Here is a 14910-nt window from a genome sequence, read left to right on the forward strand (position 1 = left end):
TCAGTTTCCGTCGGCCTTCGGGCAGTTCGAATCCGTTCATGATCATCGGATCGGCCGTTCGGCTCAAGCGGTCTGTTCGGCGGCGGCCCTGATCCCGCTCTTCTCGGCTTCCAGACGCCGGCCGCGGGCGTCGCCTCCCGACACCCGGTGCAAGCCGTACGAACCCGGCTTGCCCGCCTCCTCGGCGAGGTGCTTGACGGTGCCCTTGCACACGACTTCCTTGAGCTTCGCGCCGGGCCGGCCGCCGATGTGGAACCACAGCGCGGTGTCGTTCTTGTGGGCGAACTGGAAGATGCCGGCGCCCCGGCCCAGGCTGATGCACTGGCCGGCGAACACCGAGTTGAGGGTTTCCGGCTGCTCGCCCTCGATCCGGCTCAGCACCGTGTCGGCGACCCGCGCGCCCATCGGCGTCGCGGCCTGGCAGCTCATCCGCGGCGCCAGGCCCGAGGGCGCCGCCGAGTCCCCGGCCGCGAAAACGCGCCCGTCGTCCACGCTGGTCAGCGTCTCGTCCGTGAGGAGGCGGCCCAGGGCGTCGGTGCTCAGCCCGCTGCGCGCGGCCAGGTCCGGGACGCCGAAGCCGGCGGTCCAGATGGTCACCGCGGACGCCGGTTCGCGGCCGTCGGCGAGCCGGACGGCGTCGGCCGTCACGGCCGTCACCTTGGTGTCCGGGCCTTCGAGCACGGTCACGCCGAGCGCCGTCAGCCGCCGGGCCACGGAGCGCCGCCCGCGGGCGTGCAGGTACGGGCCGAGGACCCCGCCGCAGACCAGGGTCACGGCCCGGCCCTGCTCGGCCAGTTCGGCGGCGGTCTCGATGCCGGTCGGACCGGCCCCGACCACCGTCACCGCGGCCGTCCGGGGCGCGGCGTCGAGGACCGGGCGCAGCCGCTGCGCGTCTTCCAGGGTGGCGATCGGGTGGGCGAACTCGGCCGCTCCCGGCACGGTCGGGTCCGCGCTGCCGCTGCCCACCGCGTAGACGAGGTAGTCGTAGGCGACCCGGCCTCCCGAGGCCAGGGTCACGCTGCGTTCGGCGGCGTCGATCCGTTCGACGGAGTCGACGCGCAGGGCCACCCCGTCGGCCAGGACCTTCTCGTACGCGACCACGGCGTCGTCGGTTCCGCCCGCGAGCTGGTGCAGGCGGATCCGCTCCACGAAGACCGCACGCGGATTGACCAGCGTCACGGTGACGTCCTCGCGCTGCTTCAGGCGGTTGGCGGCCATCACTCCGGCGTATCCGCCGCCGATCACGATCACCTGGGTGTTCTCGGTCATGGTGTCCGTCTCCTTCGTTTCGAGGGTTCGGACACAAGACACCGGCCGGCCGGCGGTTGTGACAGCTTGCGCTCAACATTCTTTTCGGTCGTTCCGAAGGGCTCTCGCCTCAGCGGTCAGCAGGCCTTCCCGGGACCGGCCGCCGTGGCCCGCAGCAGGTCCTGAAGGAGTGCGAAGTCGATCTTCTCGGGCTTGCGGAAGCGCAGGCAGCCCTTGCCCATGTCGTGGCCCGCGAGCCGCTCCGCGAAGGCTTCGCGGACGTCCTCGCGCAACAGGTAGACGGAGATGTACTGCTTCTGGCTCGCGAAGGCGACCTCGCCGACGCCTTCCCGTTCGTACACGGGCATTCCGTACGCCATCACTTCGCCGAATCCGCGCAGTTCGGTACGGCACAGCTCGCGCAGCCGGGTCAGCGCCTCCCTGCGCTCCTCGGTGACCTCGGCGAGGTACGCGTCCACGTCTTCCGCCTTGCTCTGCACCATGCACCCGAGCGTATGCGAACCCGCACCACCCGTCCTGGTGCAACCTCACGGTTGCGCGATGTGGAGCGACGTGCAACCCTGGAGTTGCACTAAACCACTCGATGGCTTGCGACGAAGGAGTCCCTGATGAACGCGGACCGGATCGAACGCGACACCCTGATCGAAGCGTCCCTGGAGCGGGTCTGGTCCCTGGTGGCCGAGCCGGGCTTCTGGGTGGCCGACGAGGGGAGCCTGGCCGGCACGGTGGCCAGGGAAGGGGAGTCGGTCGTGGCGAGGAACAGCGAGTACGGAGAGTTCCCGGTACGGGTGGAGAAGGTCGAGCCGCCGACCTACCTGGCGTACCGGTGGGCCAGCGCCTTCCCCGGACAGGAGCTGCGCGAGGACAACAGCACCCTGGTGGAGTTCACGCTGAGCCGCGAGGGGGACAAGACGCGGCTCCGCGTCGTGGAGAGCGGGTTCGCGGCCCTGGCCGGGTCCGAGGAACTGCGCGACAAGGCGCTGAAGGACAACACGGGCGGCTGGCCGCAGGTGCTCGACGCCTTCAAGAAGCGCGTCGAACAACCGGCCGCGTGAGCGGGGAACTCCCCGGCGCCGAAGAGGCCGTCGACCACGTCCTCGTCGCACTGGCAGATCCGACCCGGCGCAAGCTGCTCGGCCTGCTCGCCGCTCACGGCGAGGTCAGCGCGACCACTCTGGCCGAGGGGCTGCCCGTCTCCCGGCAGGCGGTGGTCAAGCACCTCGCCGTCCTGGACGCCGCCGGGCTGGTCTCCGGCAGCCGGGTCGGGCGCGAGGTCCGGTACACCGTGCGGCCCGCCGCCCTGGACGCGACGGCCAGGTGGATGGCCACCCTCGCCGCGGACTGGGACCGACGGCTGGCAGCGGTCAAACGGATCGCCGAGGCGGCGGAACGGGATGCGGGCCGGGCCCCCACGGCCGGATAGTGGGAACCGTGAGCGAGTGGCCGGAGGGAACCGGACGAGCGGCGCGAGCCGCAGCGGGCGACGCGGACCACGGCGGCGGGCAGGAGCCCGTCGCCTGGTCCGGGCCGGAGGGCGCGCGGGCCTTCGCCGCCGTGGAGGCGGCCACGGACTGGCTGCTCGGGTACCCCTTCGTCTTGCGGACCCTGGCCCCGTGGGTCGGCAGCGGATCCGTCCTGGTGGACTACGGATGCGGGCCGGGCAAGGTCGCCGACCACGCGGCCCGGCAGCTCGGAGCCAAGGTGCTGGGCGTGGACACCTCCCCGGAGATGCTCGCGCTGGCCCGCGGCGCGGGGACGGCCGTCGCCGAATTCCATCTGGTCACGGACGGCCGGACGGCCTGTCTGGCGGACGGCAGCGCCGACGCCGTGATGTGCAACCACGTCCTGGCTTCGCTGCCCACCTCGGAGGCGGTGCTCGCGGTCTTCCGGGAGATCCGGCGGATCCTGCGGCCCGGCGGCCCCTTCGTCCTGCTGGCCACCGATCCCGCGTGCAGCGGGACGGAGTACGCCTCGCTGAGCATCGGCGACCCGGGTGGGGAGTACGCCCCGGGCGACGAGCTGCCCGTACGGCTCCGGCGCACGGACGGCAGCTGGCAGGTGATGCCCAACCACGCGTGGCCGGTCGACTTCTACCCGGCCCTGCTGTTGCGGGCCGGGTTCGCGGACCTCGGCCAGCACCGCCCGACGGTGGACGAGGCCCTCGGCCTTCCCGGCCTCGTCGACCCCGGCCTCGCCGCCGGCCGCGCCTGGTCGGCCGAGCGGGCGAAGCCTCCCCTGGTGATCACGACGGCACTGGCGGTCTGAGCGTACGGGCCCGCCGGCAACCGGGACCGTACGGCGTTCAGCAGGCGCAGGAGATGCCCGAGCGCGGGGCGGTCAGATCGTCGATCGCCCGCTGGTCGGTGCCCTGGGCGGTCTCGAAGGCGAAGCCCTCGCGGACCCAGTACTCGAACCCGCCGAGCATTTCCTTCACCTGGTAGCCGAGCCGGGCGAAGGCCAGCGCCGCACGCGTGGCGCCGTTGCAGCCGGGGCCCCAGCAGTAGGTGACGACCGTCAGCGCCGGGTCGATCAGCGAGGGCGCCAGCTCCGCGATCCGCGCCGTCGGAAGGTGCAGCGCCCCCGGGATGTGGCCCTGGTCCCAGGCGGCCTCGCTGCGGGAGTCGACCACCACCAGACCCGGGACACCGGCGAGCAGGTCGGCCCGTACGTCCGAGACGTCCGCCTCGAAGGCGAGCCGGGCGGCGTAGTGGGCCGCGGCGACGCCCGGAGCGGCGGCCGGGACCGAGAGGACGGCGCTGGCGGGCTCAGCGAAAACGGCGGAGGGGGCGGCGGCGATGGAGGCGGCGGTCGCGGACATGGGGGAACTCCTTGTGCGGGGCGAAGGGCGGGTGCTCGCCGGCCGGGTGGACTCCCTTGCGGCGATGACTCCATCCTCTGTTCCCGCCACGCCGGCGACGAGTGGCGTAAACGCCTCCACTCGTCAAGATCCCGCCAGGGGTGCGGAGACCCTGACGAACGCCTTCCGGTAGGCCGTCGGCGTCGTCCGCATCTGCCGGGTGAAGTGGTGGCGGTACGTCGCGGTGGAATCGAAGCCGACCGCCGCGGCCACCTCGTCCACCGTCCCCTCCCCCGACTCCAGCAACGGCAGGCTCGCCGCGATCCGCTGGGAGACCACCCAGCGGATCGGGCTCACACCATTGCGGCGGGTGAAGTGGCGGAGGAAGGAACGCTCCGACATGTTCGCCGCGCGGGCCAGCGCCGGGACCGAGAGCGGGCTGTACAGCCGCTGAAGGGCCCAGGCCATGCTCCGCGAGATGCCGTCGTCGGCGCCGTCGGGGCCTATCTCCCCGACCGCCGCCTCGATGAACTGGGCCTGCCCGCCCTCGCGATGGGGCGGTACGACGAAGCGCCGGGCCACGGTGTTGGCGACGGCGGCGCCGTGGTCGGCGCGGACCAGGTAGAGGCAGAGGTCGATGCCGGCGGCGCTGCCGGCACTGCTCAGCACGTCGCCGTTGTCGACGTAGAGGACGTCCGGGTCGACCTCGATCGCGGGGTGGCGCTCGGCGAGGGTGCGGGCGTAGCGCCAGTGGGTGGTGGCCCGGCGTCCGTCGAGGAGGCCGGTCGCGGCGAGCGCGAAGGCGCCCGAGCAGATGGAGACCAGGCGCGCACCCCGGGCATGGGCCTTCAGGAGGGCGTCGACCAGTGAGGGGGCGATGGTGCCGCCCGCCGGGGAGACTCCGGGGATGATCACGGTGTCCGCGGCGGCGAGGGCGTCGAGCCCGTGTTCGGCGCGGAGCGTGAACCCGCCCACCACGCGCAGGTCCCGGCCGGGTTCCGCCGAGCAGACCCGCAGCTCGTACCAGGGCAGGTCCCCCAGCTCGGGCCGGGCGAGGCCGAACACCTCGACCACCACGCCCAGTTCGAAGGGCGCCATTCCGTCGAAGGCGAGTACGGCCACCACATGGGCCGGGGCCGGCTTCGTGAGGTGAAGGGATACGGCCTCGGAAGTCATGGCCGTACTGTAGCCAGCCGTCCCCACAGCCCTCACCAGGCCTCATCGGGCGGTGAAGGAAGGAAACTCGGGAGGGTGAGCAGAAGGGTGAGGAGGAATACGCACTCCTTGCCACTTACAACATATAGCGCACTGGGGGGCTTGCGGCAAGGCCCCCCGCCTGGGGCAAAATCGCGGCTCGAGGCCAGAACTTGCCGAAAAATGGGAGATTCACTCAGTGCATGCCGCTATGTCAGCTCTTGGATCACACGGTTCCGTCGAGGCGGTGGCGACCGCCACCAGTGCGTTCGAACTTCCCGACCACCTGTCCCCCAAGGCCGACCCGGCTCTGATCGACGGCGACGAACGGCATTTCGCGGCCATCTCGCACTGCCTGGAGCAGACGCTCGCCGAACTGTCCGACCGCCTGGAGGCCACGCGCAAGGCGCCCGGCGGCATCGGCCGGGAGGCGATGGACCGCGACGCGGAGATCCACCGCCTGACCAGCCGGCTGCGCACCCTGCGCCGCTTCGGGCTGGACCTGTGTCTGGGGCACATCGTCCCCTCCGACGGCTCCAAGCCCGTGTACATCGGACGCCTCGGCCTCACCGACAGTGCCGGAAACCGGCTGCTGCTGGACTGGCGCTCCCCCGCGGCCGAGCCCTTCTTCGCCGCGACGCACGCCGTTCCGATGGGTCTGACGAGCCGCCGCAGGTACCGCTGGACCCGCGGCCGGATCAGCGACTACTGGGACGAGGTGTTCTGCGCCGACGGCCTCGAAGGGCGCGCCGCGCTCGACGACCAGTCCGCTTTCATCGCCGGCCTGGGCGCCAACCGGTCGGAGCGGATGCGCGACGTGCTCGCCACCATCCAGACCGACCAGGACGCCATCATCCGGGCCGGCTCCCGGGGCGCCCTCGTCGTCGACGGCGGTCCGGGTACGGGCAAGACCGTCGTCGCCCTGCACCGCACCGCCCACCTCCTCTACTCCGACCCCCGGCTGGGTCACCGCCGCGGCGGCGTGCTGTTCGTCGGCCCGAGCCGCCCCTACCTGGCCTACGTCTCGGACGTGCTGCCGAGCCTCGGTGAGGAGGGCGTACAGACCTGCACCCTGCGCGACCTCGTCACCGAGGGAGCCGGCGCCGGGGTCGAGGCCGACCCGCGCGTCGCCCTCCTCAAGTCCTCCGCGGACCTGGTGAAGGCAGTGGAGGCGGCGGTCCGCATCTACGAGGAGCCGCCCACCGAGGGGATGACGGTCTCCAGCCACTGGTCCGACATCCGGCTGAGCGCCGACGACTGGGCGGCCGCGTTCGAGGCGGTGGAACCGGGTACCCCGCACAACGAGGCGCGCGACCAGATCCTGGAGGAGCTGCTCACCATCCTGATGGACAAGGACGACAGCGACGTCTCGCCCCAGCTGCTGCGCCGTTCGCTGCTCCAGGACCGGGACCTGATCACCGCCCTCAACCGCGCCTGGCCGATGCTCGATGCGGGCGAACTCGTCGGAGACCTGTGGTCGGTGCCCGCCTACCTGCGCAAGTGCGCTCCGCGGCTCGGCCGCGATGACGTGTCCCTCCTGCAGCGCGCGGACGCCCAGGCCTGGACGGTGTCGGACCTGCCGATCCTGGACGCGGCCCGGCAGCGGCTCGGCGACGCCGAGGCCTCCGTACGCAAGCGCCGGCACGAGGCCGCCGTCGCCGCCGAGCGTGCGCGCAGGTCCGACGTCATCGACCGGCTGCTCCAGGACACCGAGATCGACGAGAGCGAGGGCGCGGTGGGGATGCTGCGCGGACGGGACCTGCAGGACGCGCTGATCGACGGTGACGCCCTGCCCGGAGCCGAACCGGACCTGCTCGCCGGCCCGTTCGCCCACATCATCGTGGACGAGGCGCAGGAGCTGACCGACGCCGAGTGGCAGATGCTGCTGGCCCGCTGCCCGTCGCGGAGCTTCACCATCGTCGGGGACCGCGCGCAGGCCCGCCACGGGTTCACGGAGTCCTGGCAGGAGCGCCTCGAACGGGCCGGGCTGGACCGGATCACGATGGCCTCCCTGAGCGTCAACTACCGCACCCCGGAAGAGGTCATGGCCGAGGCGGCGCCGGCCATCCGCGCCGCACTGCCCGACGCCAACGTCCCGGCCTCCGTCCGCAGCAGCGGCATCCCCGTCACGCACAGGCCGGTCTCGGACCTGGCCGCGGTCCTCGAAGACTGGCTCGCCGCCCAGGCCGACGGAGTCGCCTGCGTCATCACCGCCGACGGCGCGCCCCCCGCCGCGCTCCCGGCTTCGTCCCGCATCCGCTCGCTGACGCCGACCCTGTCGAAGGGACTCGAATTCGACCTGGTCGTCCTCATCGACCCTGACACCTTCGGCGAGGGCATCGAAGGCGCCGTCGACCGCTACGTGGCGATGACCCGCGCGACCCAGCGCCTCGTCGTCCTCACGAGCCCCTGAGGCGGCCCGGCCGCGCGGGGCGACCGCGGGCCTAGCGGAGGGCTCCGAAGGCCTTCGTGAAGGCCAGCGGCGGCTGGAGGATCGAGCTGCACGTCGCGTCCGCGTAGTTCACCACTCCGGCCGGGCACTGCCGGTCGCGGGTCGCGGACCACATCGCCAGCCTGCCGATTCCCTTCTCGCTCGCGAACTCCACGAGCTGGGTGGCGTCGGCGACGGTGAAGATCTCGCTCGTGACGTCGTTGACGCCGATCATCGGGGTCACGGCGACGGTCTTCCAGGCCGCCGCGTCGGAGAGGCCCAGTACTCCCTTGATCTGGGCCTGGGTGGCCGTGGCGGCCTGGATCGCGTAGCGGCCCATGTCGCCGCTGTAGGCGGGGCCGTAGTCCATGGCCATGATGTTGACGCCGTGGATCCGTACGCCCGCCTTCTTCGCGTCCGCCAACAGGGCCACGCCCGGCTGCGTGAGGCCTTCCGGCATCACGGGCAGGGTGAAGGCCACGTCGAGCCCCGGGTGGGCGGCCTGGAGCAGGGCGATGGCCTGGGCGCGGCGGGTGTTGGCGGCGGTGTCGGGCAGGGCCGCGCCCTCGATGTCGAAGTCGACCTTGGTCAGCCGGTACTGGTCGACGACCTTGCCGTAGGCGGCGGCCAGCTCCTGCGCGGAACCGCAGTTCAGGGCCAGTTCGTGCCCGGCGGCGCCGCCGAAGGAGACCCGCACGTCCCCGCCCTTGGCCCGCAGGGCGCCGATCTGCGCGGCGACCTTGTCGTTTCCGAGCTCGGCGACCCCGCCCCAGAGCGGGGCGCAGCCGCCGCCGGAGGTGATGAAGGCGAGGTGGAACTCCTTGACGCCGGTCTTGGCCACCGTGTCGAGCAGGTCGTAGGCCGGGTAGAGGGAGGTGTCCACGTACGGCGCGAAGCGCGCGCCAGTGGCCGGGTTGCCACCGCCGGGCGGGGTCGTGGCGGTGGGCGGGGACGTGGGCTTGGTCGGCCGGCCGGAGGGCCTGGGGGTCGCGGGAGCGCTCGTACCGGCCGTCGGCGCCGGCGTGGGCGCGGCGGAGGGGGCTGCGGTCGGGGCGGTGGTGGGGCGGCCGCCCGGCGGGGGTGTCGGGCCCTGGTCCGCCGAGCACTTCGCTCCGTTGATCCGGCAGGCCGTCGGGTTGCCCGGGGTTCCGCTCGCGCTCGTGACGAAGCCGATCGTGACGGAGGCGCCCGCGGCCAGCTCCCTGTTCCATGCGGCCGGCTTCACGGTGACGCGGCGGCCGCTGACCGTGTGCGAGCCGTTCCACAGGGAGTCGATCCTCGTGCCCGCGGGCAGGTCGAATTCCAGGGTCCAACCGGTCTGGGCCTGGCTCTTGTTGTTGGTGATCACGTACGTGCCGGTGTAACCGCCGCTCCAAGAGCTCGACTTGGTGTACACCGCGCCGACCGAGGCGGCCTGGGCCGTACCCGTGAAGGCGAAGGCGGCGGTCGCGATCAGCGCCGCCACCGCCGTCCCGCCCGCGGCCTTCGCCTTGATGCTCGTCCTGCGCCGGTGACCGGTCGTGCTGCCCATCGCGTGCCTGCCTCTGAATTGCCGGGTGGATCTGGGGGGTTTCGGGGGGTGCGGCAGCACGCTAGCCGCCCCGAAACGGACATTTGATCGATTCGGGGCGGTGATCGCGAACCTTAGGTTCCGCTTAAGGGAGCGATCGGGCGACCTTAAGACAGCCGGCCCCCGGGCAGCCGAGGTGGAGCCAAGTCCAGTGAGTGAACAGTCGGTTGATCCCCGGCACGAGCCGGGCCGATGCCGCATATGCTCCCTCCGTACCTCAATGCGACGTACATCCGAACGCCTCGCGAGCCGTAAGGGGACCGCCCCGTGAGTGTCCGAATTCAACCCTCCTCCCAGGTCGACGAGACGGCCGAACTCGGGGAGGGGACCACCATCTGGGACCTGGCGCAGGTACGGGAGGACGCCAGGCTCGGACGCGACTGCATCGTGGGACGCGGAGCGTACGTCGGTCCCGGCGTACGGATCGGGGACAACGTCAAACTGCAGAACTACGCGCTGGTCTACGAGCCCGCCGAACTCGGCGACGGAGTGTTCATCGGCCCGGCCGCCGTGCTCACCAACGACTTCTACCCGCGGGCCGTCGATCCCGACGGGCGGCAGAAGCGCGGCGGCGACTGGGAGGCGGCCGGAGTCGTGGTGGCCGAGGGGGCCTCCCTGGGGGCCCGTTCGGTGTGCGTCGCGGGCGTCCGGATCGGGCGCTGGGCGCTCGTCGCGGCCGGCGCGGTCGTATCCCGGGACGTACCGGACTTCGCGCTCGTGGCCGGAGTGCCCGCCCGGCGCATCGGCTGGGTGGGCCGGGCCGGGGTCCGCCTGGCGGAACGGAACGGCGAGCCGGGCGTGTGGGAGTGCCCGCGCACCGGCGCCCTGCACGACGAGACCGACGGAACGCTGGCCGAGCGCACCTGACGCGACGTCGGCAATTTGGGTCAATGGCATTTCCTCAAAACCACAATCAATGAACATCCTTGGGCATACCTTGTCCCTGTACACGGGATCTGAGCAGGCAACAGGCTGTGTTCAGTGGGGGGTTGTACACGACGAGGGCAATCGCAGACGAGGTAACGGCCGGCGCAGAACCCTGCGCCCGTCCGCCGCCGCCGTCCGCGCGCGCCCCGATCCGGAACTTCGCTGGAGGGGGATCCAGCGGGCCCGGACCGCTCGTGCCATCGGGGGGATCACACCGTAGGCACGCGCGCCGTCATGCGCAGTCCCCTCCGCCGAACGACGACCGCCGGGTCTGTCCTAGGAACGATTTTCAGAGGGGGTAGGTGTGTTGGAGCCGTACGGCTACAGCTCGGACATACAGGGCGAGCAGGACGCGCGGGGAACCGGGGTGGGGAACCGGTGACCGCCCGACGATTAGAAGCACTGGCCCACGAGGACCCCTCGCTGCACGCCCTCGCCGAGCGGCTGCTCGCACTGGCCGAGGCGGGGCTGCCCGAGATGTACCTGCCGGGCGCGGAGACCTTCGTCTTCACCCGGGTGGGGACCGTCTCCCCCGAGGGCGCCAGGCGCATGGAACGGCGCGGTACCAGCACCCGGTACGCGGCCATCACCGCGCTCGGCGCGCGGTTCCTCCCGGAGGAGCGGCAGCGCGCGCTCTTCGGCGGCCGCAGCACCGGGGAGTTCACGGCGCTCCTGGTGGAACGACTGCCCGCGGTGACCAACCTCGGCGACGCCGCGCTCATCGCCTGGGCCGCCGCGGAGACCGGCCATCCCAAGCTCGCGGACGCCGTGGCGAGGGTGGCCGAACTGGACGTCCCCGGACGTCCGCAGTACACCGTGGAAGCCGCCTGGGTGCTCTCCGCCCTCACCGCGGCCCGTACCTCGGTGGACGTCGAGTACCGGCTGGCGGCCGCCCGCGACCGCCTGCTGGCGGCCCGGGTCGGGGACGGTCCGCTGTTCCCGCACGCCACCGGGCCGGGGCTGGTCCCCGGGTACCGCTCCCACGTGGCCTGCTTCGCCGACCAGACCTATCCGCTCCAGGCGCTGGCCCGGCTGCACGCGAGCGCCCCGGACCCGCAGGCCCTCGCGGCCGCCGACGCCTGCGCCGCCCGGATCTGCGCCCTGCAGGGGGACGGCGGACAGTGGTGGTGGCACTACGACGCCCGCACGGGCGGCGTGGTGGAGGGCTACCCCGTGTACAGCGTGCACCAGCACGCCATGGCCCCGACGGCCCTCTTCGACCTGGCCGAAGCGGGCGGCACCGACTTCGGCGCCGAGATCCGCCGGGGTCTGCGCTGGATGACGGAGGTGCCCGAGATCAGCGGGCCCGACGGCACCCCGCGCGAGCCGATGATCCGCGAGGAGTTCGGGGTCACCTGGCGCAAGGTCTACCGCGGCGATCCAGCCAAGGCCGTGCGCGCCACCCGCGGACTCACCACCCGGGTCGCCCCGCGGGCCCGGCTGGCCCCGCTGGACCGGATCTTCCGCCCCCTGGCGGTGGACCGCGAGTGCAGGCCCTACGAGTTCGGCTGGCTGCTCCACGCCTGGCTCGGGGGGCTCGGGAGATGAAGCACAGACAGTCCCTCTTCGGAGTGGCGCTCGACCCCCTGACCATGGACGAGACGGTCCAGCGCTGCCTCGACGCCGTACGGCGCGGTGAACAGATCGAGATCGGCATGGTCAACGCCGCCAAGCTGGTCAACATGCGCCGCGACCCCCGCCTCGCCGCGGCGGTCGCCGGCTGCGACCTCGTCCTGGCCGACGGCCAGGCCGTGGTCTGGGCCGGCCGCGTCCTCGGGGTGCGGCTCCCCGAACGGGTCGCGGGAATCGACCTGTTCATGCGGCTGCTGGCAGCCGCGGAGACCGCGGAGATCCCCGTCCACCTGCTCGGCGCACGGCAGGACGTACTGGACCTCATGCTCGGCCGGATCGCCGAGCGGTTCCCCGCCCTGCGCGTGGCCGGCAGCCGCAACGGCTACTTCCAGGACTCCGAACAGGGCGAGATCGCCGACGCGGTGGCCGCGAGCGGTGCCCGGATGCTGTTCCTCGGCATGACCTCGCCCAAGAAGGAGATCTTCACCGCCGGCTACGGCAAGCGCACCGGCGCCCACGTGGTGCACGGCGTCGGCGGCTCCTTCGACATCCTGGCCGGCATCACCAAGCGCGCCCCCCTGGTCTGGCAGCGGATGGGGCTCGAATGGTTCTACCGGACCCTCCAGGAACCGCGCCGCCTGGGCAAGCGCTACCTCACCACCAATGCCGCCTTCCTCCTCATGACGGTCCGGGAACTCATCCGCCGCACACCGTCCACACCGTCTGCCGGTTCCGCGAACAGGAGTCACTGATGCGCGTCGTCGTCGTGGGACAGGGATACGTCGGCCTTCCGCTGGCCATCAGGGCCGCCGAGGTCGGACACCAGGTGGTCGGCTACGACGTGGACGCGCGGCGGGTCAAGAGCCTCGCCGCGGGCGAGTCGTACGTGGAGGACGTCTCCTCCGCGCGGCTGGCCAAGGCCCTGGAGCTGGGCACGTACCAGGTCAGTGACCAGGCCCGGGACTGCGGCGGCTTCGACGTCGCGGTCGTCACCGTCCCGACCCCCCTGCAGGACGGTGCCCCCGACCTGCGCTACATCGAGGAATCCGCGCACACCCTGGCCCGCTTCCTGCGGCCGGGGGCCACCGTCGTACTGGAGTCGACCACCTACCCCGGTACCACGGAGGAGCTGTTCGGCCCGATCCTGGAGGACGGTTCGGGCCTCACGGCCGGAGTGGACTTCCACCTCGGCTACAGCCCCGAGCGCATCGACCCCGGCAACAAGGTCTGGGGCTTCCAGCAGACGCCGAAGGTGGTCTCCGGCGTCAACGCCCTCTCGCTCAAGGCCGTGGAGACCTTCTACGCGGGCCTCGTCGACACCACGGTGCCGGTGCGCTCCCCCAAGGAGGCCGAGCTGGCGAAGCTGCTGGAGAACACCTTCCGGCACGTCAACATCGCCCTGGTCAACGAGATAGCCATGTTCGCCCGTCACCTCGACATCGACGTGTGGCAGACCATCGAGGCCGCCTCCAGCAAGCCGTTCGGCTTCATGAAGTTCACCCCGGGTCCCGGCGTCGGCGGGCACTGCCTGCCCATCGACCCCTCGTACCTGTCGTGGCGGGTGCAGCGCGAGCTCGGCCAGAACTTCCGCTTCGTGGAACTGGCCAACGACATCAACAGCCACATGCCCGAGTACGTGGCGCGCCGCGTCATGGACGCGCTCAACGCCAAGCGCCGCTCGGTCAACGGCTCCCGGATCCTGCTCCTGGGGCTGGCGTACAAGAAGAACACCGGCGACGCCCGGGAATCTCCGGCGGTGCGCGTCTCCCAGCTGCTCCTGGACATGGGGGCCAAGGTGCGCGCGGCCGACCCCCACGTGGTGGAGAGCATCAAGGTCGACGCCCGCCTCTCGCGGGTGGAGCCGACCCGCAAGGAGCTGGCCGCCGCCGACGTGGTCGTCCTGCTCACGGACCACGACTCCTTCGACTACCCGATGATCACCGAGCACGCCTCGCTGATCCTCGACTGCCGCAACCGGCTGTCGGGACCCACGGTGGAGGTGCTCTGACTCCATGCCCAGGATCATCTGTGTGGCCGGAGCCCGGCCCAACTACATGAAGATCAAGCCGGTGATGGACGCCCTGGAGCGCCGAGGCGCCGAGGTCGTCCTCGTCCACACCGGCCAGCACTACGACGAGTCCATGAACGATGTCTTCTTCCGCGACCTCGGCATCCGCTCCCCCGACCGCTATCTGGGAGCCGGGTCCGGCAGCCACGCCGTCCAGACCGGCCGGGTGATGGAGGCCTTCGAGCCGCTGCTCGAAGAGCTGGTCCCGGACGCGGTCGTGGTGGTCGGGGACATCAACTCCACCGTGGCCTGCGCGCTGGTCACCGCGAAGGCCGGGCCGCTGCTGGCCCACGTGGAGGCGGGCCTGCGCAGCCGGGACTGGAGCATGCCCGAGGAGGTCAACCGGGTCGCCACCGACCGGCTCAGCGACTACCTGCTGGCCCCCTCCCCCGACGCAGCCGCGAACCTGCGGGCGGAGGGGTACCGGGAGGACCAGATCCACGTCGTCGGCAACGTCATGATCGACACGCTGCTCGCCAATCTGGACCGGGCCCGGCGCTCCGACGTCCTCGACCGCTACGGGCTCACCCGCGGCGGGTACGGCCTGGTCACCCTGCACCGGCCGGCCAACGTGGACGATCCGGACGCCCTGCGCGGCCTGCTGAAGGCGCTGGGCGAGATCGCGGGCCGCTGCCCGCTGCTGCTGCCGGTGCACCCCCGGGCGGCCGAACGGCTGGCCGAGATCGGCGTCCCCGGCGGCATCCGGCTGGTGCCGGCCGCCGGATACCTCGATTTCATCGCCCTGCAGGACTCCGCCCGCGTGGTGCTCACCGACTCCGGGGGCATCCAGGAGGAAACCACCGCGCTCGGCGTGCCCTGCGTGACCCTCCGGGAGAACACCGAGCGGCCGATCACCGTCGAGCAGGGCACCAACGTCCTGGCGGGCACCGACCCGGACCGCATCACGGCCACGGTGCACCGGGTGCTCGACGATCCGCCCGCGCCCCGCTGCCCCGAGCTGTGGGACGGCCGCGCGAGCGAGCGCATCGCGCAGGTGCTCCTGGAGGGCGGCAGCGCGGCGACCCGGCCGCGGCCCACCGACCTCGTCCCGGGCAGCGCGCCCGTCGTGTAGCGCTGTGGTC

General features: G+C 72.0%; 14 protein-coding genes. 9 read left to right on the top strand and 5 right to left on the bottom strand.

Going from position 1 to position 14910, the window contains the following annotated elements; translation table 11 throughout:
* Nucleotides 1-63: 63 nt before the first annotated feature.
* Together OG276_RS00920 and OG276_RS00925 are read right to left on the bottom strand one after the other, a co-directional pair.
* On the bottom strand, nucleotides 64-1269 hold the full coding sequence (locus OG276_RS00920; RefSeq protein WP_266901675.1) for an NAD(P)/FAD-dependent oxidoreductase: 1206 nt from the start codon (nucleotides 1267-1269) through the stop codon (nucleotides 64-66).
* A gap of 116 nt (nucleotides 1270-1385) precedes the next feature.
* Entirely contained in the window at nucleotides 1386-1751 is a 366-nt protein-coding gene (locus OG276_RS00925) for an iron chaperone (protein WP_266901677.1), read from the bottom strand.
* 126 nt (nucleotides 1752-1877) lie between these two features.
* Here OG276_RS00925 and OG276_RS00930 point away from each other — a divergent pair, with 126 nt between their 5' ends.
* Genes OG276_RS00930 through OG276_RS00940 form a run of 3 tightly spaced genes read left to right on the top strand, consistent with a single transcriptional unit; the run spans nucleotide 1878 to nucleotide 3534 of the window.
* Nucleotides 1878-2324 carry an SRPBCC domain-containing protein gene (locus OG276_RS00930; RefSeq protein ID WP_266901679.1) on the top strand — a complete coding sequence of 149 codons (447 nt, stop codon included), beginning with the start codon at nucleotides 1878-1880 and terminating at the stop codon, nucleotides 2322-2324.
* A complete protein-coding gene (locus OG276_RS00935; protein WP_266901681.1) occupies nucleotides 2321-2692 on the top strand; it encodes a helix-turn-helix transcriptional regulator in 372 nt (123 codons plus the stop codon). The genes OG276_RS00930 and OG276_RS00935 overlap by 4 nt, the downstream gene beginning before the upstream one ends.
* 8 nt (nucleotides 2693-2700) lie before the next feature.
* The gene (locus tag OG276_RS00940) at nucleotides 2701-3534 is read left to right on the top strand and encodes a class I SAM-dependent methyltransferase (RefSeq protein WP_266901683.1); all 834 of its coding nucleotides are present in this window, start codon (nucleotides 2701-2703) and stop codon (nucleotides 3532-3534) included.
* A 37-nt stretch (nucleotides 3535-3571) separates the two neighbouring features.
* On the opposite strand, the gene OG276_RS00945 is transcribed toward OG276_RS00940, so the two are convergent.
* Nucleotides 3572-4087, bottom strand: a complete 516-nt coding sequence (locus OG276_RS00945; RefSeq protein WP_266901685.1) for a rhodanese-like domain-containing protein — start codon at nucleotides 4085-4087, stop codon at nucleotides 3572-3574.
* A gap of 123 nt (nucleotides 4088-4210) precedes the next feature.
* Nucleotides 4211-5242 (bottom strand): helix-turn-helix domain-containing protein, encoded by a 1032-nt coding sequence (locus OG276_RS00950; RefSeq protein ID WP_266901687.1) that lies wholly within the window; start codon nucleotides 5240-5242, stop codon nucleotides 4211-4213.
* Between the two features lie 265 nt (nucleotides 5243-5507).
* Here OG276_RS00950 and helR point away from each other — a divergent pair, with 265 nt between their 5' ends.
* The gene (gene helR, locus OG276_RS00955) at nucleotides 5508-7673 is read left to right on the top strand and encodes an RNA polymerase recycling motor ATPase HelR (RefSeq protein WP_266901689.1); all 2166 of its coding nucleotides are present in this window, start codon (nucleotides 5508-5510) and stop codon (nucleotides 7671-7673) included.
* 31 nt (nucleotides 7674-7704) lie between these two features.
* Here helR and OG276_RS00960 read toward each other — a convergent pair whose 3' ends face one another.
* On the bottom strand, nucleotides 7705-9222 hold the full coding sequence (locus OG276_RS00960; protein ID WP_266901691.1) for a cellulose binding domain-containing protein: 1518 nt from the start codon (nucleotides 9220-9222) through the stop codon (nucleotides 7705-7707).
* 306 nt (nucleotides 9223-9528) lie between these two features.
* Here OG276_RS00960 and OG276_RS00965 point away from each other — a divergent pair, with 306 nt between their 5' ends.
* The 5 genes from OG276_RS00965 (at nucleotide 9529) to wecB (ending at nucleotide 14900) form a co-directional block, all read left to right on the top strand.
* Nucleotides 9529-10128, top strand: a complete 600-nt coding sequence (locus tag OG276_RS00965; protein ID WP_266901693.1) for an acyltransferase — start codon at nucleotides 9529-9531, stop codon at nucleotides 10126-10128.
* Nucleotides 10129-10566: 438 nt separating this feature from the next.
* Nucleotides 10567-11736 (top strand): hypothetical protein, encoded by a 1170-nt coding sequence (locus OG276_RS00970; RefSeq protein ID WP_266901695.1) that lies wholly within the window; start codon nucleotides 10567-10569, stop codon nucleotides 11734-11736.
* The gene (locus tag OG276_RS00975; RefSeq protein ID WP_266901697.1) at nucleotides 11733-12512 is read left to right on the top strand and encodes a WecB/TagA/CpsF family glycosyltransferase; all 780 of its coding nucleotides are present in this window, start codon (nucleotides 11733-11735) and stop codon (nucleotides 12510-12512) included. The genes OG276_RS00970 and OG276_RS00975 overlap by 4 nt, the downstream gene beginning before the upstream one ends.
* Nucleotides 12512-13768: a nucleotide sugar dehydrogenase gene (locus OG276_RS00980; protein WP_266901699.1), complete on the top strand. Its 1257-nt coding sequence runs from the start codon at nucleotides 12512-12514 to the stop codon at nucleotides 13766-13768. Before OG276_RS00975 ends, OG276_RS00980 begins: the two co-directional genes overlap by 1 nt.
* A 4-nt stretch (nucleotides 13769-13772) precedes the next feature.
* The gene (gene wecB, locus OG276_RS00985; RefSeq protein WP_266901701.1) at nucleotides 13773-14900 is read left to right on the top strand and encodes a non-hydrolyzing UDP-N-acetylglucosamine 2-epimerase; all 1128 of its coding nucleotides are present in this window, start codon (nucleotides 13773-13775) and stop codon (nucleotides 14898-14900) included.
* Nucleotides 14901-14910: the final 10 nt, after the last annotated feature.

Source organism: Streptomyces sp. NBC_00086 (genome assembly GCF_026343255.1).
Taxonomy (GTDB): domain Bacteria; phylum Actinomycetota; class Actinomycetes; order Streptomycetales; family Streptomycetaceae; genus Streptomyces.